The following is a 24,423-nucleotide window of genomic DNA, read 5'->3' as shown; positions in this document are numbered from 1 at the left end:
CGGTTGCTTGCGCGCTGGACAAGCGCGCCAAAGGCGGCCGTGCCGTTCAGCATTATGCGGCTGATGCTTCCGACGATCCTTCCGGAAGCGACGGTGGAGATCGCCCCGCTGGGGTTCGGCCGTTCGCCAGAAACAGCATTGCAACGATCACGGCGGCGAGGCCGGAGGCCGCGCCGACGCCCAGTGCCCAGCGCGGGCCGAGATGGTCCGCGACCCATCCCACGATCGGCGCACCGATCGGCGTTCCACCCAAGGCGACACCAACCCGCAGCGCCATGACGCGCCCCCGCATGGTTGGCTCGGTCGACAATTGCATCAGGCTGTTGCTGGTGTTGGTGAAGGTCAGGGCGGCGGCACCCGTCACCGCCAAAGCAGCGGCAAAGAGCCAATAGGTCGGCGCGATCGCGGCCAGGGCGCATCCCACCGCGAAGACGGCTGCGCCCGCCAGCAGCGCGGTGAAGCCCGGACGCTGCCGCCCGGCACTGAGCAATGCGCCTGCAACGGTCCCGATCGCCATGATCGAGGACAACAGGCCGTAGGCGCGCGCATCGGCGTGGAACACGCCGACGGCCATGGTGGAGATGAAGATGGGAAAGTTCAGGCCGAACGTCCCGATCAGCAGCAGCATCAACAGCATCGCCCTGAGATCGCGGCGCGCCTGGACATAGCGAAGGCCCTGGACAAAGCTTCCGCTTACTCGTGTTGCCCGAGGTCGCACATGCAGCTCGGCCGTGCGCAGGCCAGCGAGCGAGATCAGCACCGCGACGAAAGACGCGCCGTTTAACAGGAAGGCCCAACCGGTTCCGACGGCTGCGATGACGATGCCCGATATCGCCGGACCGATCATGCGGGCGGCGTTGAACGCGGTCGAGTTCAGCGCAACCGCGTTGGCGAGATGCGTATCCCCCACCAGTTGCGCGACGAAAACCTGTCGCACCGGTGCGTCGAACGCGGCCGCGCAGCCGAACGCGAAGGCAAACACATAGACGTGCCACAGTTGGACGGCACCGCTGACGGTGAGTATGCCGAGCGCCAGGGCCAGACTGCCCATCGTTGCCTGTGTGACGATCAGCAACGTGCGCTGGTCGAGGTGATCGGCAGCCGAGCCGGTCCAGGGGAGCAAAAGGAACTGCGGCGCGAACTGGAGCGCCATCACGATGCCGACTGCGGCGGCGCTGTGATGCGTGAGGATGGTCAGCACCAGCCAGTCCTGTGCAGTGCGTTGCACCCACGTGCCGACATTGGAAACGAAAGACCCGGTGATCCAGACGCGGTAGTTGAAGGTGCCGAGCGATCGGAAGACCTGGGTTCCGGGCGCGCTCATGGCTGCTCCGGCGCGTTGCCTCCGTGGAAGCGGCCGAAGTGCCACGCGCAGAACAAGCCGAGCGCCAGCATTCCGAGGCCAAAGGCGGTCACCTGGAGTGTGTCACGCAGGTCGAAGGTGCCGACCCGGCATACCAGCAGATAGGACAGGACCAGATTGGCAAAGCCCCACAGCAAATTCACAGTAGAGGAGGACAGCCCTTCGCCTCGCGGCGTGGCGAACGGGCTCTGGAACGGCCGCCCGGTGACGCCGCTCACCCAATGCGGGACCGCGTTCGCCAGAAAGGCACCGCCGAAGAAGTAGGACAGGAGGTGAAGCCATGTCATCAGGAGCACCTTTCCAGGTGAGAGAGGATGTCATCGGTGCACCCCGTCTCGCCCAACCGGGGAAACACATTGCGGATGCTGTAATCGTGGGCCTCGGGGCGGGTGTCGCTCATCGCGTCGATGGCGAGCGTGACGTTAAAGCCGTTCTCATACGCTTGGCGCGCCGTGGCCTCGACGCCGGTGGCGGTGGCAATGCCGCAGATGACGACCTGTGTAACGCCCAGCGCCTTCAGTCGCTGGTCCAGATCGGTACCGGCGAAGGCACCCCAGCTCTGTTTGGTGACGAGGATATCGCTCGGCTGGAGACCGAGTTCGGGGACAAGGTCGGCGAAATCGGCCGGCAATGCGCTCATGTCGCGCTGCGGCCGCTCGGTTCGTCCCGGTGCCCCGCCGGTGACGTTGACCAGCACCACCGGCAATCCGCGCGCGCGGAATGCCTCGATCAACGCACGGCTGCGGTCGATGACCTGCTCGATCGAATGGACGACAGGGTAGGTGACGATGCCCTTCTGCAAATCGACGACGATCAAAGCAGTCTTCGGGTCGAGCGTGGTCAGTGCCATGGGTATCCCTTTGCGAATGCCTGTTCAGTCATCGACGAGGCGCTGGAGCAGGGCGATGGCTGCCGCCAGTTGGCCCTGTTCTTGCGGGGAAAGCCGCGCCTCGATGGTGTGGAACAACCAGTCCTGCCGTGCCGCGCGACCCGCAGCGACCCATTGCCGACAGGCGTCGGTCAGCGACAGCAGCGTTTGCCGTCCATCGCGTGGGTCCTGCGCGCCTTGTACCAGACCAGCCTCTTCCAGCGCGGCAATGACCGCCCCCATTGACTGCGGTCGCATCCCTTCCGCTCGTGCAAGGTGCGATGTCGTGGCGGGCCCATCCTTCTCGATACGAAGCAGCACGGCGGTTTGCGATGGGGTCAGGTCGCCGACATTCGATTGTTCGCGCAGCCGACGTTTGAGCTTTCCCATCAACCCGCGAATATCGTGCGCCAGTTGCGTTGCCTGGGCGATGTCGGAATCGGGTATCGGTGCTGACATATCGGTGCCCGTAGATATCTGAAGTTAAACTGTAAAGATAAACTTCAAAGATCGGGATTTCGTCACATCTGACGGGGCGCGGGCGGGTAAAGGCCCGGGAACCATCTGCTTTTAAAATCCTTGCGCGCGGAGCCGGTCTCGCGACGGGGCTGTGGCGGCTTTTAGGCCTTATCCTGAATCAGGCAGCAGCGGCGTTGAGCTCACCCCGTTCGAACATGTGGGCCCAGGTGCGCCGCCACGAAAGCGGCGTGTCGCCGACCATGCGCCGGAACAGGCGGGTAAGATGCGCCTGGTCGGTGAGCCCGCAGGTGCAGGCGATGTGACTCAAGGATTCCTTGGTGGTGAGCATGAGCGTTTGGGCGCGCCGAATGCGGCGGCGTATCAGAAAGGCGTGTGGGGTCTCGCCCACGGTGACCTTGAAGGCGCGGCAAAAGTGGCCGGTGCTGAGGCGCACGACCGCAGCCAAGCCGTCCAGCACGATGGTGTCGCCAAGGCGCTCCTCGACATAGTCGCTTACGCGCTGCAACTGCCAGGGGGCGAGACCGCCCCGCGTGATGGAGCTGGCATTGGCTTCGACGGGAAGCGCGGGGACGAGAAGATCCTCGATCGGCCGCGGTTCGCCGTTGCCAAGCACCAGCGCCAGTCGATCCAGATAGCGGCGCGCTGCGTGCGGATCATGTTCGATGGTACGGCGCGCGTAATCGATCAGTTCGGCGGGGTTGGAAGACCAAAGTCCGCCTGTGCAAGCACCGGAAGGCTCATGGCTTCGAGGGTCGCTAAGCAGCATGGGGGCAGCGTAAGCCGCTGGCGCGAGAGTGATAATCCCTAAGGGGTAGCCAGAATGCCCCCCTTTCGGGTGGGGCCGGGTTACGCTTGCGCTACAGGTCGATCAGGCCACGTTTGGCGGCGATCGTTACGGCGTGGGTGCGATCAGATGCGCCCAGTTTCGCGAAGATCGCCTTCATATGCGCTTTGATGGTGTCTTCGGATACGCCGAGTTTGGCCGCGATCTGCTTGTTGGAATTGCCCTGGGCGGCAAGCGAAAGAACGCTGATTTCGCGTTCGCTTGGGGCGTCCGCGACCAGGTGGAGCGCGATGTCGGTGGCGACATCGGCGTCGAGATGCTTGCCGCCGGCATGAACCGACCGGATTGCCTGCAGCAATTCCTTGCGCAAGCTGTTCTTCAGCAGATACCCCGCCGCCCCGGCGCGCAGGGCGCGCAGCGCATGGGCGTCGCCGGAATAGGTGGTCAGTACGATGATGCGCGCCTTGGGTGAGCGTTCCCGGATCGCGGCGATCGCCTGGTCGCCGCTCAGACCCGGTAGTTGCAAGTCCATCAAGACGATGTCCGGCAGCAATTCGCGATATCGAACAACCGCGTCGGCACCGCTATCGGCCTCGCCCACCACCCGCATGTCGGCTTGCGTCTCGACGACCGCACGCACGCCTTCGCGCAGGAACGGGTGGTCGTCGACGACGAGAATACGGATCGGCGAGGAGAGCGGCAGACAAACGGTTCCGGGGTGAGGAGGCGAGCGCATGATCGGCGCTCTTGTCCCGTTGTTCAAGGGGCTTGCCGAAGCGGCATCAGGCCCGGGCAAGGTCGGCATAAGCGCGCACGAATGCAGCATGGGTGGCGGTCAGGTGCGCGGCCCCGGTGCAGAAGATCCACAGCTTGAGATCGAAACGGACCGGATAGGCGTTCAGCGCGGCCAGCAGGCCTCTGAGCATCGCCATCGCCACTCCGGCGGAGTCGACGACCGCAATACCGCTATCGAGCAAGCTCGGTGCAAACGATGCGGATACGGCACCCCGTCGCAGCGCTTCACTCGTCGCTGCGCTCATCGCCGTTTCCAGAACGGCGGGCGACCATGATTCGGGATCGCCCATGCCGACAAGCAGAATGGTGGAGGCGGCTACGGGCAAGCGCGGCGTCGAAAGCGCCAGGATCTCGCCAGGGGCGGCGCTGAACACGCCATCGCCGCGCAACCGCATCACCGCACCGCCGACAGCCTTGTCGAGGTGGCGCAGGCCGCCGACCGCGCCATCTGGCGACAACTCGTGCGTGAACACCCCAGCTGCGGCCAAATCGACTGCGGCGGTGACGGCATCGGTCGGCGCGACGGCAATGCCAACCCCCGCCCATTCGCCGATCGGCATCGCGTCGTTCGAGGATGTCGGGTCGTCCATATAGGAAACTCACGCGATCGGGAAAGGTTCTGGAGGTGGGGCTACCGGTAAGCGAACAAGGCCCGGTGCGGCGGAGAATGGGTGCGCAACAGCCGAATAGCTTGTACAAAAATGCGGTGTTTTGGCGTTATCGTGCGTAGTGCCGTGCGGCGAAGGTCAAGGAAATAGTCTGTTTCTTCCGTGCGATGGCGTGATGGCGCCCGGCAGCGATGCTTTACGAATGGCGTTCCCGGCGGAAGGACCCGCGCAGGCGCAGGATCCAGGCAACCACCGCATTGGTCGCCCTTTGGATGACCGAGCGGGGCCGGGCATAAGCGATCCGCCCCGGAACGGTGACGACCACCTCGGCCCCGCCACTTTCGAGATTGGACAGGGTCAGCACGGCGGCCAGCTTGTCGGCGCGCTCGCGCATGCCAGGCAGGCCGAAATGGCCCGGTTTCGCGCCCTGGGCGAGGATCCTGTCGCTAAAGCCACAGCCATTGTCGCGAATGGACAGGCGCAATACCCACCGCGCGAAGTCGAGCGAAACGATCGCCTGGGTTGCTTGCGAATGCCACAGCGTGTTGGTGAGGGCTTCGCGCGCGATCGCCGCCAGCTCATCGATGATCGGGTCGCAGAGTTTGCGGGGCAGGCCATGCTCGATAATTTCGATCGAAAGACCATCGCCGATCTGACAGGCCATTGCGTGCAGCGCCGCCTGCAGCGTAGCGCTGCTCTCCGTCCGTAAGTTGAGCACGCGATCGCGCCCTTCCAGCAAGACGTCGTCGCCCCGTTCCAGGGCCGACTCAAGCATGCGGTGCGCGCGACTACCCGGTGCCATTATGTTGCCGACGGCCTGGAACCGCAGCATCATCGCTTGCATGCCTTGCAGCAGCGTGTCGTGCAACTCGCGCGCGATCCGTTCGCGCTCGGTGACCTGCGCCGCGATCAGTCTGCGCGTGCGATCCTCGATCGCCCGTTTGCGGATGCGGTACAGCGCGGCAAGCAGCAGCAACGCGGTGGCTGCTACCGCCAGTCGGAAGAGCCACGTCTGGTAAAAGGTGGGCGCTACCGTCAGCTCGATCGAGGCTCCGCGCTGGTTCCAGACTCCGTCGGCATTGGCGGCGATCACTTGAAAGGTCCAATGCCCCGGCGCGACATTGGTGTACGTTGCCTGGCGCCGCGAGCCGGGATCGACCCAATCCTCATCGACGCCCGTCAAGCGGTAGCGAAATTGCACGCGATCCGGATCGAGCAGGCTGAGCGCGGCATAATCGATTTGCACGCGCCGCGTGCCGGCTGGGATCGCAATCTGTGCCGCGGGCGCAACCTCCTTGCCATCGGCAGTGACCGAGCGGATCAGCACTGGCGGGGGGGCAGCATTGGGTTCCAGGCGACCGGGGTCGATCCAGGCAATGCCGTGGCTGGCAGCAAGCCAGATCCGTCCATCTCCGCTGCGAATTGCGGTCGAGTAGCTTGCATCCTGCTGCGCGGCCCCCGGTACGCCGTCCGCCATTGTAAACAGGCGGTAGGCCAATGGACGTCCGTTGGACAGCGCGCTGGTGAGCGCCGCTTGCGTCGTTTGCAGAACGCCGCGCAGCCCGCTGATCCACACGATATCCCGCGCGCCGCGCGCTATGCCGGTGATGCCGACGAGCACGGGAAAGCGATCCGATGTCAAACTGCGAAACCGGTCGCCACTCCCGATGGCGAGGCCGCTGTCGCCCCCGACGAGCACCGGCCCCTGGCCCGTATCGCTTGGCACGACGATGTTGACCCTGCCGATATTGACGTCTGCTGCAATCGGTTTGCACACCGCGCCTACGCACCCGATCAGGCGGTCATCGGCGTAGAACCAACGGCCGACCGGTCCGATGAACGGGATTTCGAGCCTGCGGTCGACCGTCGGAACACCTGTGATGGGGAGCATCCGCCATCCACCCCGGTAGGGTTGCAGCACGCCTTGCCCGCGCACGGCGATCGTCGGGGTCCCGTGGCCGTCACGCGACCACGTCAACACCTTGCCGGGGAGCGCAGGCAAACCCAGCGTGACCAATCGATTGCGTTGCAAGCCGAAAAGCCTGCCGCGTTGTTCGACGATCAGCCGATTGCCATCGGCAGCGATCATTGCCGGGCCGAAGGCCAGGTGCAACACGGGATGGAGCGAGCCATCGCTTGCGGCGCGCGACAGCGTTTGCGTGCGGGTGACGACATAGATCGTCCCATCGGCCAGCGCGGTCTGCAGATAGGCTTTGTAAGGGGAGGGGCCAAAGGCATCGGCTCGCACCACGCGCGCGCGCCGAAAGCGGTCCAGTCCGAGATTGGTGCCGACCCAGATCGCGCCCTCGCGATCCTCAAACAGCGGGACCGCGGCATTGGCGCTCAGGCCCTGCCGATCTTCCCAATGTTCGACGCGGGCGGATGTGCCGACGGCAGGGGGCAGCAGGCGGCTGACACCGCCATTCCCGCCCGTCCACCAGATCGCGCCTTGGTGATCGATCAGGGCGCGTTTGATGCCGGGCGTGCCTTGCGGCAGCGAGAGCGGTTCCAGCCCGGGCAGCGGCTCTCGATCGAATGGCTTGCCAAGGCGCGACACGCCAGCCCGGGCGAGGGCGACACCGCCATTGTGCGTTCCGACCAGACTGTCGCCCGGTCGGGCCCATGCTACGGGGGTAAGGGCACGCTCACCGGGTTGGAGACGCAGGATTTGTCGGTCGGTGGTCGCCCAGATCGTGCCGTCTTGCGCCGCGACCACGCTGCCAAGCTTGCCGGGGACAATCCGGCGGTCGGCGGGAATCCAGTGCCACCGCGCACCGTCGAAGCGCGCAAGGTGCCGGGGGCCGCGCCAGAAGGCCGCCCAAATCGTCCCATCGGGACCGCGTATCAAACGGTCGACCGAGTCATTGGCCGCACCGAAGCGGGTTAGCGTTCCGTCCCGTAGACGAGCGATTTGGCCATTGTAGAAACCAAGCCACAGGTCGCCGTCTGGAGTAGCCAGCAAGGCGGTGATGTTGCGGCTGGGCAGCTTGCCGACGCGCGGACGGATTTCCTCGAAGCGGATCCCGTCGAATCGATAGAGGCCGCCGCCGGTGCCTAGCCACAGGAAACCGTCCGCCGTCTGTGCGATCGCCCAGATATCGGGCGGTGCGCCATCCTCGATTGTCCAGCTGCTGTGATGGAATTGTTCGGGCGCTCGACTTGGCCCCTGCGCGGCGACCGGCGGGAACCATGGTAGCACCAACGCCATGAGCGCCGCGAGCAACAGGACGCGGACGCGGCCGCTCATGGGCAAGGGGATGCTGTTCGGGTCACGGTGTCTGTCACGGCCGTCGCGATGCCCGATCCGTTACGCTCCCGCAATAGCGCGGCCGGAGCGCGGGTGGACGATCGTCGATCGCTGGTCGTCGATCGTCCACCCGTGTGATCAACCCAGGAGCTCAGGCGCGCACGAAGGCGAGCAGATCGGGGTTGATGACATCGGCATGGGTGGTCAGCATCCCATGCGGATAGCCCTCATAGATCTTCAGCGTGCCGTTTTGCAGCAGCTTCACCTGCAGCAGCGCGGCATCGGTATAGGGCACGACCTGATCGTCATCGCCCTGCAGCACCAGCGTGGGGACGGTGATCGCCTTCAGGTCTTCGGTCTGGTCGGTTTCGGAAAAGGCCTTGATGCCTTCATAATGGGCTTGCGCGCTGCCCATCATGCCCTGCCGCCACCAATTGTCGATCACGGCCTGGATCGTCGTTTCGTGATCGCGATTGAAGCCGTAAAATGGCCCCGCCGCGACATCGTGGAAGAAGGCTGCGCGATTGGCGGCAAGCGCGCTGCGGAAGCTGTCGAACACCTCGATCGGCGTGCCGCCGGGATTGGCGTCGGTCTTCAGCATCAGCGGAGGGACTGCGCTGACCAGCACGGCCTTGGCGACGCGGCCCTGCGGCTGGCCGAACTTCGCGACATAGCGCGCGACTTCGCCGCCGCCGGTCGAATGGCCGATATGCACCGCATTTTTCAGATCGAGATGCTCGACGACGGCGGAGGCGTCGGCGGCATAATGGTCCATGTCATGACCACCGACCGACTGCTCGGATCGGCCATGCCCGCGACGGTCATGCGCGACCACCCGGTAGCCATTGGCCAGGAAGAACAGCATTTGCGCGTCCCAATCGTCCGACGACAGCGGCCAGCCGTGGTGGAAAACGATCGGCTGGGCATCCTTGGGGCCCCAGTCCTTATAATAGATCTGGGTGCCGTCTGCGCTGGTTACATAGGCCATGATAGTCTCCGTTGGTGGGGCGAGATGGTGGCTCTCCGGAGGTTGCCACCATGCTGCGCCGGGAAAATGCGATCGGCCGGTGCCGCGGCGTTCCGACTATTGCGCGCTGGCGGGGGGCGTGGCCGGAACGGGCGTCCATTGCCAGTCCTGCGCCGACTTGCTGAGCGTCCCGATGCCAGGGAATTGCAGGTGTGCCGCCGCGATCAGATAGTGGCGCTTCGCTGCGTCGGCCATGATCGTGGCGCGCGAGCGGGAGGCGTCGGCCTGCGACAGGTCGAACTTGATGGTCACCGCAGGGTCCTTCAACTGCACTACCGCCACGTGCATCACGTCGCCCCAGATGAGCAGCGTCTTGCCGTCGCTCTCGACGCGGTAACCGGTGTGTCCCGCCGTGTGCCCGGGCAGCGACACCGCCGTCACACCGGTATCGATCGTCTCGCCCGCCCGGAACGGCTTGACGCGGCCTGCTGCGCTATAGGGCGCGAGCGAAGCGGCTGCCGCGTCGAAGGACGATTGGACCGAACCGTCGACCTTGGTCAGGTTACCCTTGTCGAGCCAGAAGTCGTATTCCGATTGCGCCATGCGGATCGTCGCATTGGGGAAGACGCGCGCGCCGCCGACCGCGAGGCCGCCGACATGGTCGGGATGCAAGTGCGTGATCAGCACTTCGTCAATATCCTCGGGCTTGTAGCCGGCCGCCTTCAGCGCGGTGATCGCGCGCCCCAGCGAAGGGCCGAAATAGCTGCCGCTGCCGCTATCGACGAGAATACGGCGCGACCCCGTGTCGATCAGATAGGCGTTGACCGAGGTCGTCTGGAGGGTGGGCGCGTTGGCGGCTGCCAGGATCGTCTTCACTTCGCCCGGCGTCCGCTCGACCAGCAATTGATCGGTGGGCAGGGCGATCGTGCCGTCGGACAGCGCGACAATGGTGAAATGGCCGAGCTTCATCTTGTAGAAATCGGCCGGAGTGGAGGCCGCCGTGGGGGCTGCGCTCTGGGCGTAAGCGACCGGTGCGACGGCCAGGCTGGCGATCACTGCGGCAGACTTCAAAAAGCGAACGGTCATGGCGTTTCATCCGATTTGCTTGATCCGGCAGGTGGATCACCGGTCGAGATTAGAAGATCGGCTTTGGCATGCCCAGCATCAAGGCGCGGACCGGCGGGATGGATCAGCTCGCGGCTGCGGTTGCCGCAACGGCGTCGGCCAGCAGCGGCGGCATCGGGCTTTGCGGAATTGCGGCGTTCATCGCGCGGGCTCCTGACAGAAACGGTCTGCGCCTGATGCGCGCGATGTCCGCGCGCATATTGGCGATTCCCAACGTCATTTGACGCTTCCTGCCCTAACGGATCGAGGGCCTATCTGGGGTGAGCCGTCGCTTTCGCCGCGTCCGCTATCCCCGCATATATCCGGTCGAGATCGGCGTCTTCGATGCAATAAGGCGGCATCACATAGACCGTATTGCCGAGTGGGCGCAGCAACAGGTCGCGCTCGCGAAAATGCGCAAGCAGGGCGGGGGCGCGGTGCGAGAGATAGCCTGCATCCTCACGATCTTCGATATCCACCGCCGCGATCGTGCCGAGCGCGCGCGGGTTGGCAAAGCCGGGGTGTGTGGCGAGGGCGTCAAGCCGCTGGCGTTGCCGCGTGGCGAGTGCGGCGATGCGGTCGCGCACGGGTTCCTCGCGCCAGATGGCGAGGTTGGCGTTGGCGGCGGCGCAGGCGATCGGGTTGGCGGTGTAGCTGGACGAATGGAAGAACATGCGCGCGCGGTCCTGCGAGAGATGCGCTTCGTAGACGCCCTCGCTCGCCATCGTCACCGCCAGCGGCACCGCGCCGCCGGTCAGGCCCTTGGACAGGCAGAGGATGTCGGGGACGACACCCGCTTGCTCGCACGCCAGCAGCGTGCCGGTGCGGCCCCAGCCGGTCATCACTTCATCGGCGATGAACAAAACGCCGTGGCGCGTGCAGATCGCGCGCATCTCGGCCAGCACCCAGGCGGGGTAGAACAGCATCCCGCCTGCGCCCAGCACCAGCGGCTCGACAATGAACGCGGCGGGGGCGGCGCGGCACGCGGCCTCCAGCGCATCGAGCGTGGCTTGTTCATGCCCGGCGGCGGGGTAGGGGATGGGGCCGACATCGAACAGCAAAGGCGTATAGGGCGCGTTGAACACGCCGCGCGCGCCGACCGACATCGCGCCGATCGTGTCGCCGTGATAGCTATGTTCCATCACCAGGATGCGGTGGCGGGCTTCGCCACGATTGGCCCAGAAGCCGAGCGCCATCTTCAGCGCGACCTCTACACTGGTCGAGCCCGAATCCGAGAAGAAGATGCGGGTGAGCGCGGGCGGCATGATTTCCAGCAGCCCGCGCGCGAGCGTTTCGGCGGGTTGGTGGGTCCAGCCGGCAAAGATGATCTGGTCGAGCTTGCCCGCTTGCTCGGCGATCGCGGCCATGATGCGCGGGTGGCAATGGCCGTGCGTCGTCACCCACCAGGAGGAAATGCCGTCGATGATGCGGCGGCCGTCCTGGGTGAACAGCGCCGCGCCTTCGCCGTGCGTGACGAGCGGGATCGGCTCGCCCAGACCGTGCTGGGTGAAGGGGTGCCAGATCGGGGAGGTGGTCATTGGAAATCGGCCACGTTGAAATGCGCGGCAAAGGCAGCGGCCAGCGTGGTCGCATTGAGCGGATCGAGCCGGGGCAATCGGCCCAGCCGCTTCACCCCGCCCAGTTGCACGATGGTCGCTTCGCTATCGGCATTCTCGTCGCCGATGAAGGCGATGCCGAGGATGGGCACGCCGCGCTGGCGCAGCGCTTCGATCGACAACAGGCTGTGGTTGATCGTGCCGAGCGTGGTGCGCGCGACCAGCACCACCGGGCAGCCCCAGCGCGCGAATAAATCGGCAAAGACCAGATCGCGCGTCACCGGCACCATCACGCCGCCGGCACCCTCCACCACCAACGGGCCGTTGACCTCGGGCGGGGTCAGAAGCAGCGGGTCGATCGTCACGCCGTCAATCTCGGCGGCGCGGTGGGGGGAGCAGGGGGTGGCGAGGCGATAGGCCTCGGGCAGGATGTGCGACGCGGGCACGCCCGACAGCGTGGCGACGCTGTCGCGGTCAGCGCTGGGGTCGAGCCCGGCCTGCACTGGCTTCCAATAGTGGGCGTTCAGCGCGGCCGTCAGCGCGGCGGCGAACACGGTCTTGCCGACATCGGTGTCGGTGCCGGTGATGACGAGGGTTTCAGGGTTCACGTGCGCGCAACTCCAACAGCGTCTCCGCCAGCGCGGCAATCTCCGCTTCGCCGACGTTGAGGGTGAGCGACACGCGCAGCCGCGCGGTGCCGGGCGGCACTGTCGGCGGGCGGATGCCGCGAATATCGAAACCGGCGGCCTGCAGCGCCGCCGCCAGCCGCATGGTGGGGGCGTCCTCGCCGATGATGAGCGGCAGGATCTGCGATCCGGTCGGGGTGACGCCGCAGGGCGCGAGCGTGCGCTCGGCAAAGGCGGTGAGCGCGCTCAGCCGGTCGCGGCGTTCGGGTTCGTCGGCGAGGATGCGCAGGCTTTCGCGCACTGCGCTTGCCATCAGCGGGGAGGGCGCGGTCGAGAAGATGAAGGCGCGCCCGCGATTGACCAGAAAATCGCGCATCGTGCGCGGGCCGCACAGCAAGGCGCCCTCACAGCCCAAAGCCTTGCCGCAGGTGCGCAAGGTGATGACGTTCTCGGCCCCCTCCAGATCGGCGGCGAGGCCGCGCCCGTCGGGGCCGAACACGCCGGTCGCGTGCGCTTCGTCGATCAGCAGCATCGCCGCGTGCCGCGCCGCCACCGCTGCGAGATCGGCGAGCGGGGCACGGTCGCCATCCATGCTGTAGAGGCTTTCGACCGCGATCCATGCGCGACCCGTGCCGCCGCGCCGCCGCCAGTCGGCAATCGCCTGATCGACCGCGGTCGCGTCATTATGCGGCGTCGCCACGCTTTCGGCGCGGGCGAGGCGCATGCCTTCATGCGCGCTGGCATGGATCAGCGCATCATGGACGATCAGGTCGCCGCGCTGCGGCAGTGTGGACAGCAAGGCGGCATTGGCGGCATAGCCGCTGGAGAAGAACAGCGCCGCTTCGCTGCCGAAAAAGGCGGCGGCTTCGGCTTCGAGCGCTTCATGCTCGGGATCGTTGCCGCGCAGCAGCCGCGACCCGCCCGACCCGATCGCAACGCCGCGCGCCAGCGCCGCCGCCACCGCGTTGCGTAAGCGCTGCGCACGGGCGAGGCCGAGATAGTCGTTGGACGAGAAATCCAGCCCGGTGCGCGGTTGCAGGCGGCGGAGCCGCGCGGCGGAGTCGAGCGCCTTCAGGTCGTTCAGATGCGGTTCGAGGAGGGTCATGGGGGGCGCTATAGCGAAGCTGCGGGCGGACGCACGAGCTTGCGTGGGGGATTTTGTTGGTGGGGTGGGGCGTAGCTTCCCTCGCTGACGGCGGCGGTGCGACTATTAAATCTACCGCGAGTTGAACATTCCTGCAGGTGCCAGTCCCCGATCAATGATAGCTCCGGAAGGGGCCGGACGTTTTGGTGATCGCCAAAACGCTGCTCGCCCTTGGCATTTACCGGCCACCGAGTAGTATGTGCGCTTTCCGACAAGGAACACCTGATCCAAGATGGCCGGCGACATACACGATCTCGACAGTTTTAAGGCGTTCCTGCGCGATCGCGCCCGAGAAACTTGGGATGAACGCCAGATTCCCTATTACCTCAGCATGGTAGCGACCGATCTAAAGCGACTGGGGAAAGGCTATCACGAGTTCACTGGACCGCTCAGACTTGCGCAATGGGCCGCGAGGGAAGAGATTCCCGGTACGAAACTGGCGACGCATCCGACCATCAAGGCGAAGGTCGGGTTTTTGCCTGAGCATATTGAGTTCGACTTCGGGAATCCTCCTGCGCCTTCTCAGTCGATCACGAAAGCGCGAGCGGTCTCGAAGCGGGGCGAGGCACTGGTCAAGTTCGTGGAAACGCTCGCCGGGATGCCTGAGACGGCGATGGCCGAGTTCACCATCCCAGCCAAGGTGTTAGTCAGTCTCCTTAACGACTGATGCCCCTCATCATCGCCTTCGTCACGGGCGCCGCGGCGGTCCTCAAGACGGTTTCCGAGAAGAGAGCGGCGCTCCTGCCAAATGAGGTTCGCGCTAACGGTTTTGCTGGTCTGGACGGAGTTGAGCCGGTTGTCACCGCCTTCGATACGAATCGAAGCAAGAGCGTTAGCGATCTGCTCGATTGGCTGGATTGGGATGAGGCGTCCGGCGTTGTACTGCTGACCGACGACAGCCTGCCGGATTTGGTCGCAATCCTCGGCGACCAATTCAGCGTTCACCGATTCACGCCGCCCGCCTATCACGCGAAGACGGCCAACCAACTCACCGCGACGATCGCGAGATGCTTGCGGGCCTATAAATATCTTGCCACGCGCTTCGCCGACGGCAAATATCAGCAGATTTTTCGCCTACCGCTACGCAACTTCGACGCACCTGAAATCGCGCGGATGCAGGAGCAGTGCCGTGACATGACTCAGCGAAACTATGGGCGCGAGATTGATGCCCTCCTGCGCGATATGCGAAAACGGCAGTTACCTAAACGGGCCTCCGACTATGAAGATCTGTATTATATCGACGATAGCGGGAAGCATTTCCAGTTCGGGCCGGAGCATCATGCGCAGGCCGATACGGCAATGCCGCCGCACAACGTGTTATGCATCATAGCCAACTGTCTACGCTTTGGCCGAAAGTTCGACGGTACCACTCACTACAATGTGAGCAAAGCGAATAAGGCTTCTATGAAGGGTGACTACCCTGACTGTCATGGAGCGATGAAACGGCACAAGAAGCATACGCACATCAATATGTTCACTAACGACTTCTTCTAAGATATGCATCGGGAAGTACCGTGTAGCTTCCCTAGATGCTCCTTAGAGACACTCTCACCGAAAGCGGTCTGGGTGGATCAAGGACTAACCTGCTATTTCGACCCATCCGTACGATCGCGCGGTGCTTTCAGGCTCTAGGCTCTCAAAGCACATGTAGGCTCGTCAGGTGCCATGTAGATAGGCGGACAGCCAGACAGAGTCAATCGATAGCGGGTCGACCTAGTAGGCGAGGTAGCCGCCGCTTGGCTCGATCCAGTTTTGCGCGAATGGCGGGTTTTGGCAGGGGTCGCCGTTCACAGCTTCACTGGCGAACGGCACATCTTGGTCGCTAGCCGTAAGTGCGATCCGCCTGACCGGGCAGTCCCGGACACGCACCTCTGACGAGCCCCACCCGCACCCCACTCCACACCCCTACACCGCGTCATCCAGCGAGAAGCGGTCGTCATCCTCGTCATAGGCGAAGACTTCGGCATAGCGGCCCCACAGGGTGACCGTGCGCAGCGTTTCCTCGGCATAATCGGGCGACATATGGTCTTCGAGTTCGTCGCGGAAGCGGCGGGCGGGGGCGGCGTGGCCGGCGCGTTCGTCGAGGATGCGCTTGATGTGCTGCGCGAGCGGAACGTGCGCGAGCAGGGCTTGGGCGAACAGCGCTTTGCGCGTGTCGACATCGGCCTCGGCATAGCGGCGGGCCGAGGGGGTGAGCTGGATGTTCGCGCCCTGCAATTCGGCGAAGCGCAGCAATTGCAGCGTTTCCGCCATCGGGAACAGATCGTCGATTTCGAGCTGAAGCTGGTCGGCGAGATCGGCCATCGCCGCGCGGCCGTTGAACGGGCTGGCATCGACTTCCTCGATCAGACCGGCGAGCGAGTTGGTCGAGACGCGCGGCAGCACCATCTGGATGCCGGTGCCGGGGAACACGCCGTCGCGCGCCGGTTCGGGCGCGGCGCGCGCGGTCATGCGCGCATAAATGTCGTCGACCAGCGCGCGGAACGGCGGGTCGAGCCGGTCGCGCGGTTGCGGCAGATCGACCTTGATCTCGGCGGCGACGCGGCCGGGGTTGGACGAGAATACGAGGATGCGGTCGCACATCAGCACGGCTTCCTCGATATTGTGCGTCACGATCAGGATCGACTTGATCGGCATCCGCCCTTCCGCCCACAGATCGAGCAGATCGGTGCGCAGCGTCTCGGCGGTGAGCACGTCGAGCGCGGAGAAGGGCTCGTCCATCAGCAGCAGCGAGGGGTTGACGACGATCGCGCGGGCGAGGCCGACGCGCTGGCGCATGCCGCCCGACAATTCCTTGGGGTAGGCGTTTTCGAAGCCGTCCAGCCCGATCAAATCGATCGCGGCGAGTGCGCGGGTGCGGCGTTCCTCGGCGGGGACGCGCTGTGCCTCCAGCCCCAGCTCCACATTCTGCAGCACCGTCAGCCAGGGGAAGAGCGCGAAGGTCTGGAACACCATGCTGACGCTGGGCGCGGCGCCGTTTTCGTCGGGCACGAAATCGATCGCGCCTTCGTCGGGTTCGATCAGCCCGGCGATCGAGCGCAGCAGCGTCGATTTGCCCGAGCCCGAGCGGCCGAGCAGCCCGACCACTTCATTTTCGCGCAGCGTCAGGTCGACATCGTCGAGCACGAGCAGCCCGCCGCTGCCGGCCTTACCGTAGCGGTGCGTGAGGTGTTCGACTTTCAGCAGCGTGTTTGCGGTGGCGGTGCGGGCGAGGGTGGCCATGGTCCGGGTCCAGTCTCTTGAAGGTCGAAGGTCAGGCGAGGCGCAGGCGGCGGTCGGCATAAGCGTAAAGCGGCCGCCACAGGAAGCGGTTGAAGCCGATCACGAAGATCGACATCACCGCGATGCCGAGCGTCACGCGCGGGAAATCCCCGGCGGTGGTGGCCTTGGCGATATAGCTGCCAAGGCCATGCGCCTCGAGCCGCTCGCTGCCCCAGGACACCGCCTCGGCGACGATGCTGGCGTTCCACGATCCGCCCGATGCGGTGAGCGCGCCGGTGACATAATAAGGGAAGATGCCGGGGATGGCGAGCGTGCGCCACCATTGCCAGCTGCGCACGCGGAACATGCCCGCCGCCTCGCGCAGATCGTTGGGGATGGCGCTCGCGCCCGCGATGACGTTGAACAATATGTACCACTGCGTGCCCAGCACCATCAGCGGCGACAGCCAGATGTCGATGTTCAGATGCCAATGCACGATCGCGATGACGGCGAAGGGGAACAGCACGTTGGCGGGGAAGGCGGCGAGGAATTGCGCGACCGGCTGCAACCGCTCGGCCCAGCGCGGGCGCAGGCCGATCCACACGCCGATCGGCACCCACACCAGGCTGGCGAGCGCGATCAGCACCAGCACGCGCGCCATGGTGATGAGGCCGAGGCCGAAGGCGGTGAACGCATCGTGCCAGGCGAGGTGACCGGCGACATAGCCGATCACCAGCCAGGCGGCGGCGAGCAAGGCCGCGGTGACCAGCGCCAGCCACAGGATCTGGCCGAGCGGGCTGCGCGTTTCGCGGCGCTGCGCGTGCTCGGCGCGGGCCGGGCGGCGGTCGATCGCCATCAGCAAGCGGCCGAGCGCGGTGAAGGGGGCGAACAGCACCGGCAGCAGCTTGGTGCGGCGGAACAGGTCATAGGCCCAGCTTTGCGGGCCATCCTGCGAGGCGGTCTGTTCGAAGCGGAAGCGATCGGCCCAGGCGACGACGGGGCGGAAGACGAGCTGATCGTAGAGCAGGATCACCACCGCCATCGCCGCGACCGCCCAGCCAACCGCGCGGAAATCCTGCCGGTCGATTGCGAGCGCCAGCCACGATCCGATGCCGGGCAGCATGATCCGGGTATTGCCGACGCTGATCGCCTCGGACGCGACGACGAAGAACCAGCCGCCCGACATCGACATCATCGCGTTCCACACCAAGGACGGCGTGGCGAAGGGCAGTTCGAGGCGGATGAAGCGCCGCCACGGCGACAGCGCGAAACCGCGCGAGACTTCCTCCAGGTCGCTCGGCACCGAGCGCAGCGACTGGTAGAAGCTGAACGCCATGTTCCACGCCTGGCTGGTGAAGATGGCGAAGATTGCCGCCAGTTCGACGCCCAATTGCTGGCCGGGGAAGAGGCCCATGAAGAAGGTGACGGTGAAGGTCAGGAAGCCGAGGATCGGCACCGATTGCAGGATGTCGAGCGCAGGCACGATGACCATCTCGGCGCGCTTGCTCTTGGCGGCGAGGGTGGCGACGACGAAGGTGAAGACGAGCGATGCCGCAAGCGCTGCAAACATGCGCAGCGTGGTGCGGAGAGCATAAGCGGGCAGGTTCCACGGATCGAGCGCGACCGGATCGAGCCGGAGTTGCGACAGCGGTTGCGCCACGCCCTCCGCGCCGCGCACGATGAGCACGCCGAGCCCGGCGAGCAGCAGGAAAGCGATGGCGTCGGCCCAGCTCGGCGTCGTGACGCGCCAGAAGCGCGAAAAGGGCCGCACACCCCGGGCAATCTGGGGCATCTCACGCATTGTCTCACCTCACACGGGCGGCCGTCGACGGCCACCCGGGGCGAGACTGATCGGATCAGGCTCGGCCGAGCGCCCCCGACGGCGCATATTGTCGACTACTGTCGCTTGGCATTTGCTTGTTTGATCCTGAGTGTCGGCGATTCGGCCGACGTCGGGCGATTGCTCCCGCACTGCAGCATTGTCAATCGCGGGCGGCGCGGGGGCTTTCGATCGCTGCGCTTTATGGATTCTTCACGGAAATGGGGCGCGATCGCCGGGGACTTTTTACGGCGTGGGGGCGCATTCCGCTGCCACCATGACCCACCTTCCCGAACATAGCATTGGCGGCCCCCGGCGGCGTTTGCGGACCCAGCCGCGTCGCGCGGCCGCAGCCCCCCGCTTGCGCTGCCGCGATGCGCGCTGGCCCGCAGTTGCTGCGGCCTTGTCGGCCTTGCGGGCGACCAAACGCTGCAGTGTGCGCATCATCGATACCGATTGCGGCACGGGTACGCTGCTGCTGTGCGCGGCGCGGCATGCGCGGATGCTGGGCTTCACGGCGATCGAGGTGCTGGGCATCGATGACGCCGAGGCGCTGGTCGAGCGCGCGCGCGTCGCGGCAAACGGGGTGCGCGATCCGGCGATCGGGCTGACCTTCGAGACGCGCGATCTGGCGAGCGCGCTTGGCGACGAGGCCGATTTCCCCGCCGACATCGTGCTTTGGCACGGCGCGGCGGGGTGCAGTTGCGATGCCGTGCATGCGGTGGAATGCGCCGGGCGCACGCTGATCGCCGAACCGGCGGTAGCGGCATGACGCAGCGGGATCTGGCGTGGCGCGGGGTCGGGGCGGTCGCCTTCCTGTTCGCCGCTGGCATTGGGCTCGCCGATCGGTTGGATGGCGGCAGTCTGCTCGCTTTGCCGGCCTTTGGGCTGGCGCTGATCGGGCTGGTGCTGATCGTGCAGGGCAAGCGCGTCGCTGCCTCCGTGCGGGTGGAGCGCAGCCGCCACCGCGCGCTGGTCGCGGCGATCCGCGCGCAGCGGGCGCGACGGTCGGGCGGGGCGAGGCGCTGACATAAGGCCTTGGCTTTTAGACATGGCGTCGCCTTTGGCGCGTTGGTATGCGCTACCCTCGACCAATGGCTTCGGGGGCAGGGCGCATGGCAGGAATCGGGCGATGGCCGATCGCGGTTGCGCTGATATCGGCTGGTGCGTCGGGTGCTTCCGCGCAGACCGCGCTCAGCTTCGATGCGGCGCAGGCGCGCTATGATCGCAGCTCGCACACCATCAGCGCCGCCGATCACGGTGTCGAGGCGGCGCGCGCGGCGGCGGATGCGGTGCGCACGCTGCACCGGCCGATCGTCACCGCATCGGTGCAATATCTCGAATATCAAAAGAGCCTGTCGGTCGATGTGAGCGGCCCCAAGGCGACGACGCTGGGCAACACGCAGACGTTCCTGGCGGCGCTGCCCGCGAGCGTGCCGCCCGCTTACCAGCAGATCGCCGCCGACATTAGCGGGCGGCTGTCGCAGGCGCTGCCGGGGCTGTTCAACGCGATCCCCGACCAGCTCAGCTATCGCTTCCGCGACGATGTGCTGCGCCCGACGGTGCAGGGGGCGTTGCCGCTCTATACCGGCGGCGCGATCCCGGCGATCCAGCGCGCGGCGCAAGGCGGGGTGGCGATGGCGGAGGGGCGGCGCGCGCAGGCGCTCAACCTCGCGCGGATCGACCTGATCCGCGCCTATTTCGGGCAACAGGCGGCCGCCGGGCTGCTCGAGTCCGCGCGGCGCAGCCGTGATGCGCTCGACGCGGTGCTGTCGGATTCACGCAAGCTGGAGGCGGCGGGGGTGATCCCGCACGCGCGCACGCTGGAAGTGGAGGTGGCGCGCGACACCGCCGAGCGCGTCTATCAGCGCGCCGATCTGTCCTATGCCAGCGCGCGCGACGATCTGGCGCGGCTGCTCGATCTGGAGACGGGCGTCGCGCCGACCACGGCGCTGTTCGTGCAGACGCGTCCGCTTGCGCCGGCACAGGCGTTCCTGGGCAATGAAGGCAATGTGCCGGAGGCGCGCACCGCCGATGGCGGGCGGCAAGTCGCCGATGCGGGGGTCGCGCTGGCGCGCTCGCAGCGGTTGCCGCAGGCTTATGCCTTTGGCGAATATAATTTCAACCAATCCAACGCCTTGCCGATCGAACCCGATTGGACGGTCGGGGTTGGCGTGCGCTATACGATCCTCTCCAATATCGGGCGCAAGCATAGCGAGGACGCCGCGCGCGCCACCGCCGCCGCCGCCGCCGACACTGCGGCTGAAGCGCGCAAGACTGCCACCGGCGCGACGATGCGCGCCTACAATCTGGTCGAGGCGGCGCGGCGGTCGTTCGTGCTGCTCGACAGCAGCATCACCGCCGCGCGCGAGAATCTGCGGGTGCAGACGGTCGCGTTTCGCGAGGGCGAGGGGACGGCGACGCCGGTGATCGCGGCGCAGGCGGCGCTGGATGCGGCCGAGGCGCAGCGCATTTCGGTGGCGTATGAATATGATCTGGCGCTGGCCGGGCTGCTGGCATCGTCCGGGCGGCTGGATGAATTTAGCGGCTATCTCGCGCGCGCCGACCAGCGCCTTGTCTATGGAGCCGGGCAATGACCGATACCGCATCCGAAACCCCCGCCCCAAGCCGCCGCGCGCGCATCCTGCTCTATGTCGGGCTGGCGCTGGTCGCGGTGATCGTCGCGGTCGGGCTGTTCCTTGCCAGCCGCCCGGCACCGGAACAGATTCAGGGCATGGTCGAGGCGGACAGCGTGAATGTCGCGACCAAGACGCTGGCGCGGGTCGACCGGCTGTTGGTCGACGAGGGCGCGCGCGTTGCGGCGGGGCAAGTGCTGGCGACGCTGTCGAGCCCCGAACTCGGCAATGCCGAACGCCAGGCGCAAGGCGCGCTCGATACGGCGCGGGCGTTGCAAGCGGTGGCGCAAGCGGGCGCAAGGAGCGAGGATGTCGGGTCGCTGCGCGCGATCTGGCAATCGGCTCAGGCTGCCGCGAACCTTGCCGCCACTTCCAGCAAGCGCGCCGATACGCTCTATGCCGAGGGCGTGATCGCCGCGCAGCGCCGTGACGAGGCGCATGCCGCGCGCGACAGCAGCATGCGCTCGGCCGAGGCGGCGCGGCTGCAATATGAGAAGGCGCTGGCGGGCACGCGCAGCGAGGACAAGCAAGCCGCCGCCGCGCAAGTGCGCATCGCCGAGGCGGGCCTTTCGACCGCGCAGACGCTGGTGGCGGAGACGAAGCTGGTATCGCCGATCGGGGGCGAAGTGGCGCGCAAGCTGTTGCAACCGGGCGAGATCGTCAGCCCGATCCTGCCGGCCTATCAGGTCACCGATATCGACCATCCCTGGGTCGCGATTACGGTGCGCGAGAGCCAATATGGTGGGCTGGCCGTGGGGCGGGTGCTGACGGGGCATGTCCCCGCGCTCAACCGCGATGTACGTTTCCGCGTCGCCTATATCGCGCCCGAGGCCGAATTCGCCACGATCCGCGCGACGCGCCAGTCGAGCGGCTATGACGTGCGCTCCTTTTCGGTGAAGCTGCGCCCGGCCGAGCGCGTGCCGGGGCTGCGGCCGGGGATGAGCGTGCTGTTCGACTGGCCGCGATGAGCGGGCTGCGCCGCGCGCTAGGGGCCGAGCTGGCGCATTTGGCGCGCGATCGCTTCGATCTGGCGCTGCTAACGCTGCTGCCGTTGCTGTTCCTGCTCGTCATGGGCGGGATGCTGTTTGCGGGCGTGCCGCAGGGGCTGGGCGTGCGCATCGTCGACCAGGACCACAGCGCCGTGTCGCGCGCGGTGATCCGCGCGATCGCGGCGTCGGATACGGTGCGTGTGGCCGGTGTCGGCAGCGATCTGGCCGAGGCGTTCGCGGCGGTGCGGCGCGAACAGGCGGTGGCGGTGGTGGTGCTGCCCGCCGGGCTGGGTGATGGCCGCGCCCGCGCCGCGCCGCGCTCGGTCGAGATCTTCTACCAGACGGCGTTTCTGTCGACCGGCGCGCTCGCCTCCACGCGGTTGCAATTGGCGGTCACCGCCGAACTGGCGCGTCATGCGCTTGCGCAGTCCGGTTTGAGTGGGGCCGCCTTGCTCCACGCGCCGCCGCCGGGGGTTGAGGTGACCGTGCTCGGCAATCCCGGCGCGAGCCTGGAATGGTATCTCGGGCTGCTGATCGGCCCGGCGCTGCTGCATCTGCTGATCGCGGTGACGACGGCGGCATCGCTGGGGCGGGAATTGGAGGACGGATCGCTGGCCGTGTGGGCGCGGCGGGTCGGCAGTCCTGCGGCGGCGCTGGTCGGGCGTTTCCTGCCGCATGTCGTGATCGGCACGCTGTGGCTGTGCCTGTGGCTGTTGTGGCTGACGCTGGGGCAGGGGTATCGCTTCGGCGGCGAGATCGTCTTGGTGGCGGTTGGCGGAGTGCTGCTGTTCACCGCCACCGCCGCGATGTCGGCGCTATTGATCGCGCTGACGGGCGAAGTCGCGACGAGCCTGTCGGCGAGTGTGATCTATGCTGGATCGGCGCTGGCCTATTCGGGCGCGTCGTTGCCGCTCAACGGCGGTATTCTGTTCGCGCGGGTGTGGAGCAGCGTGCTGCCGCTGACGCACTATGTGGCGCTGGAGATGGATCAGACGATCGGGGTTAGCCTCGCGACCTGGGGTCGGCAGGCGGCGGTGCTGGCGCTGGTGCCGCTGGTCGCGGGCGGCGCGGCGCTGCTGGTGATCCGCCGGCAAATGCGGCGCGCGGCATGAGCTTTCGCCAGGCTTTCGAAGGCGCACTGCTGGAGATCCTGCGCACGCGCGATCTGGTCGCGGTCGCCGTGATCTCGGTGCTGTTCTACGCCTTTTACTATCCTGCGCCTTATGCCCATCAGGTGGTCGAGCGGTTGCCGATCGTGGTGGTCGATGCCGATCATAGCGCGCTGTCGCGCGCGATCGTGCGTCAGCTCGACGCCGCGCCCGAGGTAACGATTGCCGAGGAAGCGCCCGACATGGCGACCGCCACGGCGCTGGTGCGGGCGCGTAAGGTGGAGGGCGTGTTGCTGCTGCCGCGCGGGCTGGCGAGCGGGCTGATGCAGGCGCGGCCCGGCACCGGCATCGCCTTGTGGCTGAACGGCGCGTATTTGCTGCGCGCCGAGGCGGTGGGCAAGAGTATCGCCGGTGCGATCACCGCGACTGTGCAGCAGCGCCTTGCCGGGGTGCCGCAAATCCAGGCCTTGTCGAACGTGTCGGTCGTCACCCGGCCGTTGTTCAACACCACCGAAGGCTATCGCGACTATGTCTTTCCAGCGGTCGCCAATGTCATCCTCGAACAGACGCTGCTGTTCGCGGTGGCGCGGCTGATTGCCGAGCGGCGGCGCAAGGGACTTTGGGTGCCGGGCGCGCGCGCTTTCGCCGGGGTGTGGGCGGGCTGCGCCACCATCGGGACGCTGGCGGGCGGGCTGTATTTCGGGCTGGTATTCTGGCTGCAGGATATCCCCCATGGCGGGAATATCCCGGCGCTGGTGTTGGTGGTGCCGCTGTTTGCGGCCACGGTGGCGGCGCTCGGGATGCTGGTCGGCAGCCTGGTGCGCAACGGCGACGATGCGCTGAAGTTGCTGATCCCGACCTCGATCCCGTTTGTGTTCCTGTCGGGCTTCGCCTGGCCGCTGGTGGCGATGCCGTTATGGGTGCAGGCGCTGGCGTGGACGATCCCGGTGACGCCCGCGACCCATCTGTTCGTGCCGCTCAACCAGATGGGTGCGACGCTTGGCGAAGTGTCGGGTGCGCTGGCGGTGCTGGCGGCGCAACTGGCGTGCTTCGGTGCGCTGGCGGCGCTGCGGCTGGCGAGACACGCAAAGGTTGGGGGCGGTGCGGCGGTTTGATCTTGCGAGGCG

General features: G+C 66.4%; 24 protein-coding genes. 8 read left to right on the top strand and 16 right to left on the bottom strand.

What is annotated here, in order from left to right; all coding sequences use genetic code 11:
* Nucleotides 1–52 precede the first annotated feature (52 nt).
* From ACP7BL_RS05285 to ACP7BL_RS05220, 14 genes are all read right to left on the bottom strand, one after another.
* On the bottom strand, nucleotides 53–1,324 hold the full coding sequence (locus ACP7BL_RS05285; protein ID WP_426257801.1) for an MFS transporter: 1,272 nt from the start codon (nucleotides 1,322–1,324) through the stop codon (nucleotides 53–55).
* Nucleotides 1,321–1,650, bottom strand: coding sequence for a hypothetical protein (locus ACP7BL_RS05280; protein ID WP_033964664.1), 330 nt, complete (start codon nucleotides 1,648–1,650; stop codon nucleotides 1,321–1,323). The genes ACP7BL_RS05285 and ACP7BL_RS05280 overlap by 4 nt, the downstream gene beginning before the upstream one ends.
* Nucleotides 1,650–2,213, bottom strand: coding sequence for an isochorismatase family protein (locus ACP7BL_RS05275; RefSeq protein WP_033964655.1), 564 nt, complete (start codon nucleotides 2,211–2,213; stop codon nucleotides 1,650–1,652). Before ACP7BL_RS05275 ends, ACP7BL_RS05280 begins: the two co-directional genes overlap by 1 nt.
* A gap of 24 nt (nucleotides 2,214–2,237) precedes the next feature.
* Complete coding sequence (locus tag ACP7BL_RS05270; RefSeq protein WP_033964654.1) at nucleotides 2,238–2,690, bottom strand: MarR family winged helix-turn-helix transcriptional regulator; 453 nt, start codon at nucleotides 2,688–2,690, stop codon at nucleotides 2,238–2,240.
* 178 nt (nucleotides 2,691–2,868) lie between these two features.
* On the bottom strand, nucleotides 2,869–3,477 hold the full coding sequence (locus tag ACP7BL_RS05265) for a helix-turn-helix domain-containing protein (protein ID WP_033964653.1): 609 nt from the start codon (nucleotides 3,475–3,477) through the stop codon (nucleotides 2,869–2,871).
* A 91-nt stretch (nucleotides 3,478–3,568) separates the two neighbouring features.
* Complete coding sequence (locus ACP7BL_RS05260) at nucleotides 3,569–4,231, bottom strand: response regulator transcription factor (RefSeq protein WP_171010545.1); 663 nt, start codon at nucleotides 4,229–4,231, stop codon at nucleotides 3,569–3,571.
* Nucleotides 4,232–4,277: 46 nt separating this feature from the next.
* Nucleotides 4,278–4,880, bottom strand: a complete 603-nt coding sequence (locus ACP7BL_RS05255) for a M17 family peptidase N-terminal domain-containing protein (RefSeq protein WP_052192307.1) — start codon at nucleotides 4,878–4,880, stop codon at nucleotides 4,278–4,280.
* A gap of 214 nt (nucleotides 4,881–5,094) precedes the next feature.
* A complete protein-coding gene (locus ACP7BL_RS05250; RefSeq protein ID WP_137902917.1) occupies nucleotides 5,095–8,145 on the bottom strand; it encodes a sensor histidine kinase in 3,051 nt (1,016 codons plus the stop codon).
* Between the two features lie 151 nt (nucleotides 8,146–8,296).
* Nucleotides 8,297–9,133, bottom strand: coding sequence for an alpha/beta fold hydrolase (locus ACP7BL_RS05245; protein ID WP_033964651.1), 837 nt, complete (start codon nucleotides 9,131–9,133; stop codon nucleotides 8,297–8,299).
* A gap of 96 nt (nucleotides 9,134–9,229) precedes the next feature.
* Nucleotides 9,230–10,198: an MBL fold metallo-hydrolase gene (locus ACP7BL_RS05240; RefSeq protein WP_126848711.1), complete on the bottom strand. Its 969-nt coding sequence runs from the start codon at nucleotides 10,196–10,198 to the stop codon at nucleotides 9,230–9,232.
* Between the two features lie 103 nt (nucleotides 10,199–10,301).
* Complete coding sequence (locus ACP7BL_RS05235; RefSeq protein WP_426257800.1) at nucleotides 10,302–10,457, bottom strand: hypothetical protein; 156 nt, start codon at nucleotides 10,455–10,457, stop codon at nucleotides 10,302–10,304.
* 31 nt (nucleotides 10,458–10,488) lie between these two features.
* Nucleotides 10,489–11,754, bottom strand: coding sequence for an adenosylmethionine--8-amino-7-oxononanoate transaminase (locus ACP7BL_RS05230; RefSeq protein WP_426257799.1), 1,266 nt, complete (start codon nucleotides 11,752–11,754; stop codon nucleotides 10,489–10,491).
* On the bottom strand, nucleotides 11,751–12,380 hold the full coding sequence (gene bioD / locus ACP7BL_RS05225; RefSeq protein ID WP_426257798.1) for a dethiobiotin synthase: 630 nt from the start codon (nucleotides 12,378–12,380) through the stop codon (nucleotides 11,751–11,753). Before bioD ends, ACP7BL_RS05230 begins: the two co-directional genes overlap by 4 nt.
* Nucleotides 12,370–13,503, bottom strand: a complete 1,134-nt coding sequence (locus ACP7BL_RS05220) for an 8-amino-7-oxononanoate synthase (protein ID WP_426257797.1) — start codon at nucleotides 13,501–13,503, stop codon at nucleotides 12,370–12,372. The genes bioD and ACP7BL_RS05220 overlap by 11 nt, the downstream gene beginning before the upstream one ends.
* Nucleotides 13,504–13,774: 271 nt before the next feature.
* Between ACP7BL_RS05220 and ACP7BL_RS05215 the strand changes: the two genes are divergently transcribed.
* Together ACP7BL_RS05215 and ACP7BL_RS05210 are read left to right on the top strand one after the other, a co-directional pair.
* Nucleotides 13,775–14,209 (top strand): hypothetical protein, encoded by a 435-nt coding sequence (locus tag ACP7BL_RS05215; protein ID WP_426257796.1) that lies wholly within the window; start codon nucleotides 13,775–13,777, stop codon nucleotides 14,207–14,209.
* On the top strand, nucleotides 14,209–15,036 hold the full coding sequence (locus ACP7BL_RS05210; RefSeq protein WP_426257795.1) for a hypothetical protein: 828 nt from the start codon (nucleotides 14,209–14,211) through the stop codon (nucleotides 15,034–15,036). Before ACP7BL_RS05215 ends, ACP7BL_RS05210 begins: the two co-directional genes overlap by 1 nt.
* A 411-nt stretch (nucleotides 15,037–15,447) precedes the next feature.
* On the opposite strand, the gene ACP7BL_RS05205 is transcribed toward ACP7BL_RS05210, so the two are convergent.
* Both ACP7BL_RS05205 and ACP7BL_RS05200 read right to left on the bottom strand, forming a co-directional pair.
* Nucleotides 15,448–16,764: an AAA-associated domain-containing protein gene (locus ACP7BL_RS05205; RefSeq protein WP_137902922.1), complete on the bottom strand. Its 1,317-nt coding sequence runs from the start codon at nucleotides 16,762–16,764 to the stop codon at nucleotides 15,448–15,450.
* A 31-nt stretch (nucleotides 16,765–16,795) separates the two neighbouring features.
* Entirely contained in the window at nucleotides 16,796–18,535 is a 1,740-nt protein-coding gene (locus ACP7BL_RS05200; protein WP_426257939.1) for an ABC transporter permease, read from the bottom strand.
* 304 nt (nucleotides 18,536–18,839) lie between these two features.
* Here ACP7BL_RS05200 and ACP7BL_RS05195 point away from each other — a divergent pair, with 304 nt between their 5' ends.
* From ACP7BL_RS05195 to ACP7BL_RS05170, 6 genes are all read left to right on the top strand, one after another.
* Complete coding sequence (locus ACP7BL_RS05195) at nucleotides 18,840–19,334, top strand: SAM-dependent methyltransferase (RefSeq protein ID WP_426257794.1); 495 nt, start codon at nucleotides 18,840–18,842, stop codon at nucleotides 19,332–19,334.
* Nucleotides 19,331–19,591, top strand: a complete 261-nt coding sequence (locus tag ACP7BL_RS05190) for a hypothetical protein (RefSeq protein ID WP_126848704.1) — start codon at nucleotides 19,331–19,333, stop codon at nucleotides 19,589–19,591. The genes ACP7BL_RS05195 and ACP7BL_RS05190 overlap by 4 nt, the downstream gene beginning before the upstream one ends.
* Nucleotides 19,592–19,677: 86 nt before the next feature.
* A complete protein-coding gene (locus tag ACP7BL_RS05185) occupies nucleotides 19,678–21,159 on the top strand; it encodes a TolC family protein (RefSeq protein ID WP_426257793.1) in 1,482 nt (493 codons plus the stop codon).
* Nucleotides 21,156–22,166: an HlyD family secretion protein gene (locus ACP7BL_RS05180; RefSeq protein WP_052192489.1), complete on the top strand. Its 1,011-nt coding sequence runs from the start codon at nucleotides 21,156–21,158 to the stop codon at nucleotides 22,164–22,166. The genes ACP7BL_RS05185 and ACP7BL_RS05180 overlap by 4 nt, the downstream gene beginning before the upstream one ends.
* Nucleotides 22,163–23,299 (top strand): ABC transporter permease, encoded by a 1,137-nt coding sequence (locus ACP7BL_RS05175; RefSeq protein WP_426257792.1) that lies wholly within the window; start codon nucleotides 22,163–22,165, stop codon nucleotides 23,297–23,299. Before ACP7BL_RS05180 ends, ACP7BL_RS05175 begins: the two co-directional genes overlap by 4 nt.
* A complete protein-coding gene (locus ACP7BL_RS05170; RefSeq protein ID WP_126848700.1) occupies nucleotides 23,296–24,411 on the top strand; it encodes an ABC transporter permease in 1,116 nt (371 codons plus the stop codon). The genes ACP7BL_RS05175 and ACP7BL_RS05170 overlap by 4 nt, the downstream gene beginning before the upstream one ends.
* Nucleotides 24,412–24,423 lie beyond the last annotated feature (12 nt).

Origin of the sequence: Sphingomonas sp. DC1600-2 (assembly GCF_049897605.1) — a bacterium.
Taxonomy (GTDB): domain Bacteria; phylum Pseudomonadota; class Alphaproteobacteria; order Sphingomonadales; family Sphingomonadaceae; genus Sphingomonas.
This window is presented reverse-complemented; position numbering and strand designations above follow the sequence as displayed.

Coding starts and splice junctions, on each gene's coding strand:
- ACP7BL_RS05275 (WP_033964655.1), bottom strand. CDS start 2,213: ATGGCACTGACCACGCTCGACCCGAAGACTGCTTTGATCGTCGTCGAT.
- ACP7BL_RS05265 (WP_033964653.1), bottom strand. CDS start 3,477: ATGCTGCTTAGCGACCCTCGAAGCCATGAGCCTTCCGGTGCTTGCACA.
- ACP7BL_RS05240 (WP_126848711.1), bottom strand. CDS start 10,198: ATGACCGTTCGCTTTTTGAAGTCTGCCGCAGTGATCGCCAGCCTGGCC.
- ACP7BL_RS05185 (WP_426257793.1), top strand. CDS start 19,678: ATGGCAGGAATCGGGCGATGGCCGATCGCGGTTGCGCTGATATCGGCT.
- ACP7BL_RS05255 (WP_052192307.1), bottom strand. CDS start 4,880: ATGGACGACCCGACATCCTCGAACGACGCGATGCCGATCGGCGAATGG.
- ACP7BL_RS05280 (WP_033964664.1), bottom strand. CDS start 1,650: ATGACATGGCTTCACCTCCTGTCCTACTTCTTCGGCGGTGCCTTTCTG.
- ACP7BL_RS05270 (WP_033964654.1), bottom strand. CDS start 2,690: ATGTCAGCACCGATACCCGATTCCGACATCGCCCAGGCAACGCAACTG.
- ACP7BL_RS05195 (WP_426257794.1), top strand. CDS start 18,840: ATGACCCACCTTCCCGAACATAGCATTGGCGGCCCCCGGCGGCGTTTG.
- ACP7BL_RS05215 (WP_426257796.1), top strand. CDS start 13,775: ATGGCCGGCGACATACACGATCTCGACAGTTTTAAGGCGTTCCTGCGC.
- ACP7BL_RS05190 (WP_126848704.1), top strand. CDS start 19,331: ATGACGCAGCGGGATCTGGCGTGGCGCGGGGTCGGGGCGGTCGCCTTC.
- ACP7BL_RS05235 (WP_426257800.1), bottom strand. CDS start 10,457: ATGACGTTGGGAATCGCCAATATGCGCGCGGACATCGCGCGCATCAGG.
- ACP7BL_RS05220 (WP_426257797.1), bottom strand. CDS start 13,503: ATGACCCTCCTCGAACCGCATCTGAACGACCTGAAGGCGCTCGACTCC.
- ACP7BL_RS05210 (WP_426257795.1), top strand. CDS start 14,209: ATGCCCCTCATCATCGCCTTCGTCACGGGCGCCGCGGCGGTCCTCAAG.
- ACP7BL_RS05250 (WP_137902917.1), bottom strand. CDS start 8,145: ATGAGCGGCCGCGTCCGCGTCCTGTTGCTCGCGGCGCTCATGGCGTTG.
- ACP7BL_RS05245 (WP_033964651.1), bottom strand. CDS start 9,133: ATGGCCTATGTAACCAGCGCAGACGGCACCCAGATCTATTATAAGGAC.
- ACP7BL_RS05205 (WP_137902922.1), bottom strand. CDS start 16,764: ATGGCCACCCTCGCCCGCACCGCCACCGCAAACACGCTGCTGAAAGTC.
- ACP7BL_RS05230 (WP_426257799.1), bottom strand. CDS start 11,754: ATGACCACCTCCCCGATCTGGCACCCCTTCACCCAGCACGGTCTGGGC.
- ACP7BL_RS05260 (WP_171010545.1), bottom strand. CDS start 4,231: ATGCGCTCGCCTCCTCACCCCGGAACCGTTTGTCTGCCGCTCTCCTCG.
- ACP7BL_RS05180 (WP_052192489.1), top strand. CDS start 21,156: ATGACCGATACCGCATCCGAAACCCCCGCCCCAAGCCGCCGCGCGCGC.
- ACP7BL_RS05175 (WP_426257792.1), top strand. CDS start 22,163: ATGAGCGGGCTGCGCCGCGCGCTAGGGGCCGAGCTGGCGCATTTGGCG.
- ACP7BL_RS05285 (WP_426257801.1), bottom strand. CDS start 1,324: ATGAGCGCGCCCGGAACCCAGGTCTTCCGATCGCTCGGCACCTTCAAC.
- ACP7BL_RS05200 (WP_426257939.1), bottom strand. CDS start 18,535: ATGCCCCAGATTGCCCGGGGTGTGCGGCCCTTTTCGCGCTTCTGGCGC.
- ACP7BL_RS05170 (WP_126848700.1), top strand. CDS start 23,296: ATGAGCTTTCGCCAGGCTTTCGAAGGCGCACTGCTGGAGATCCTGCGC.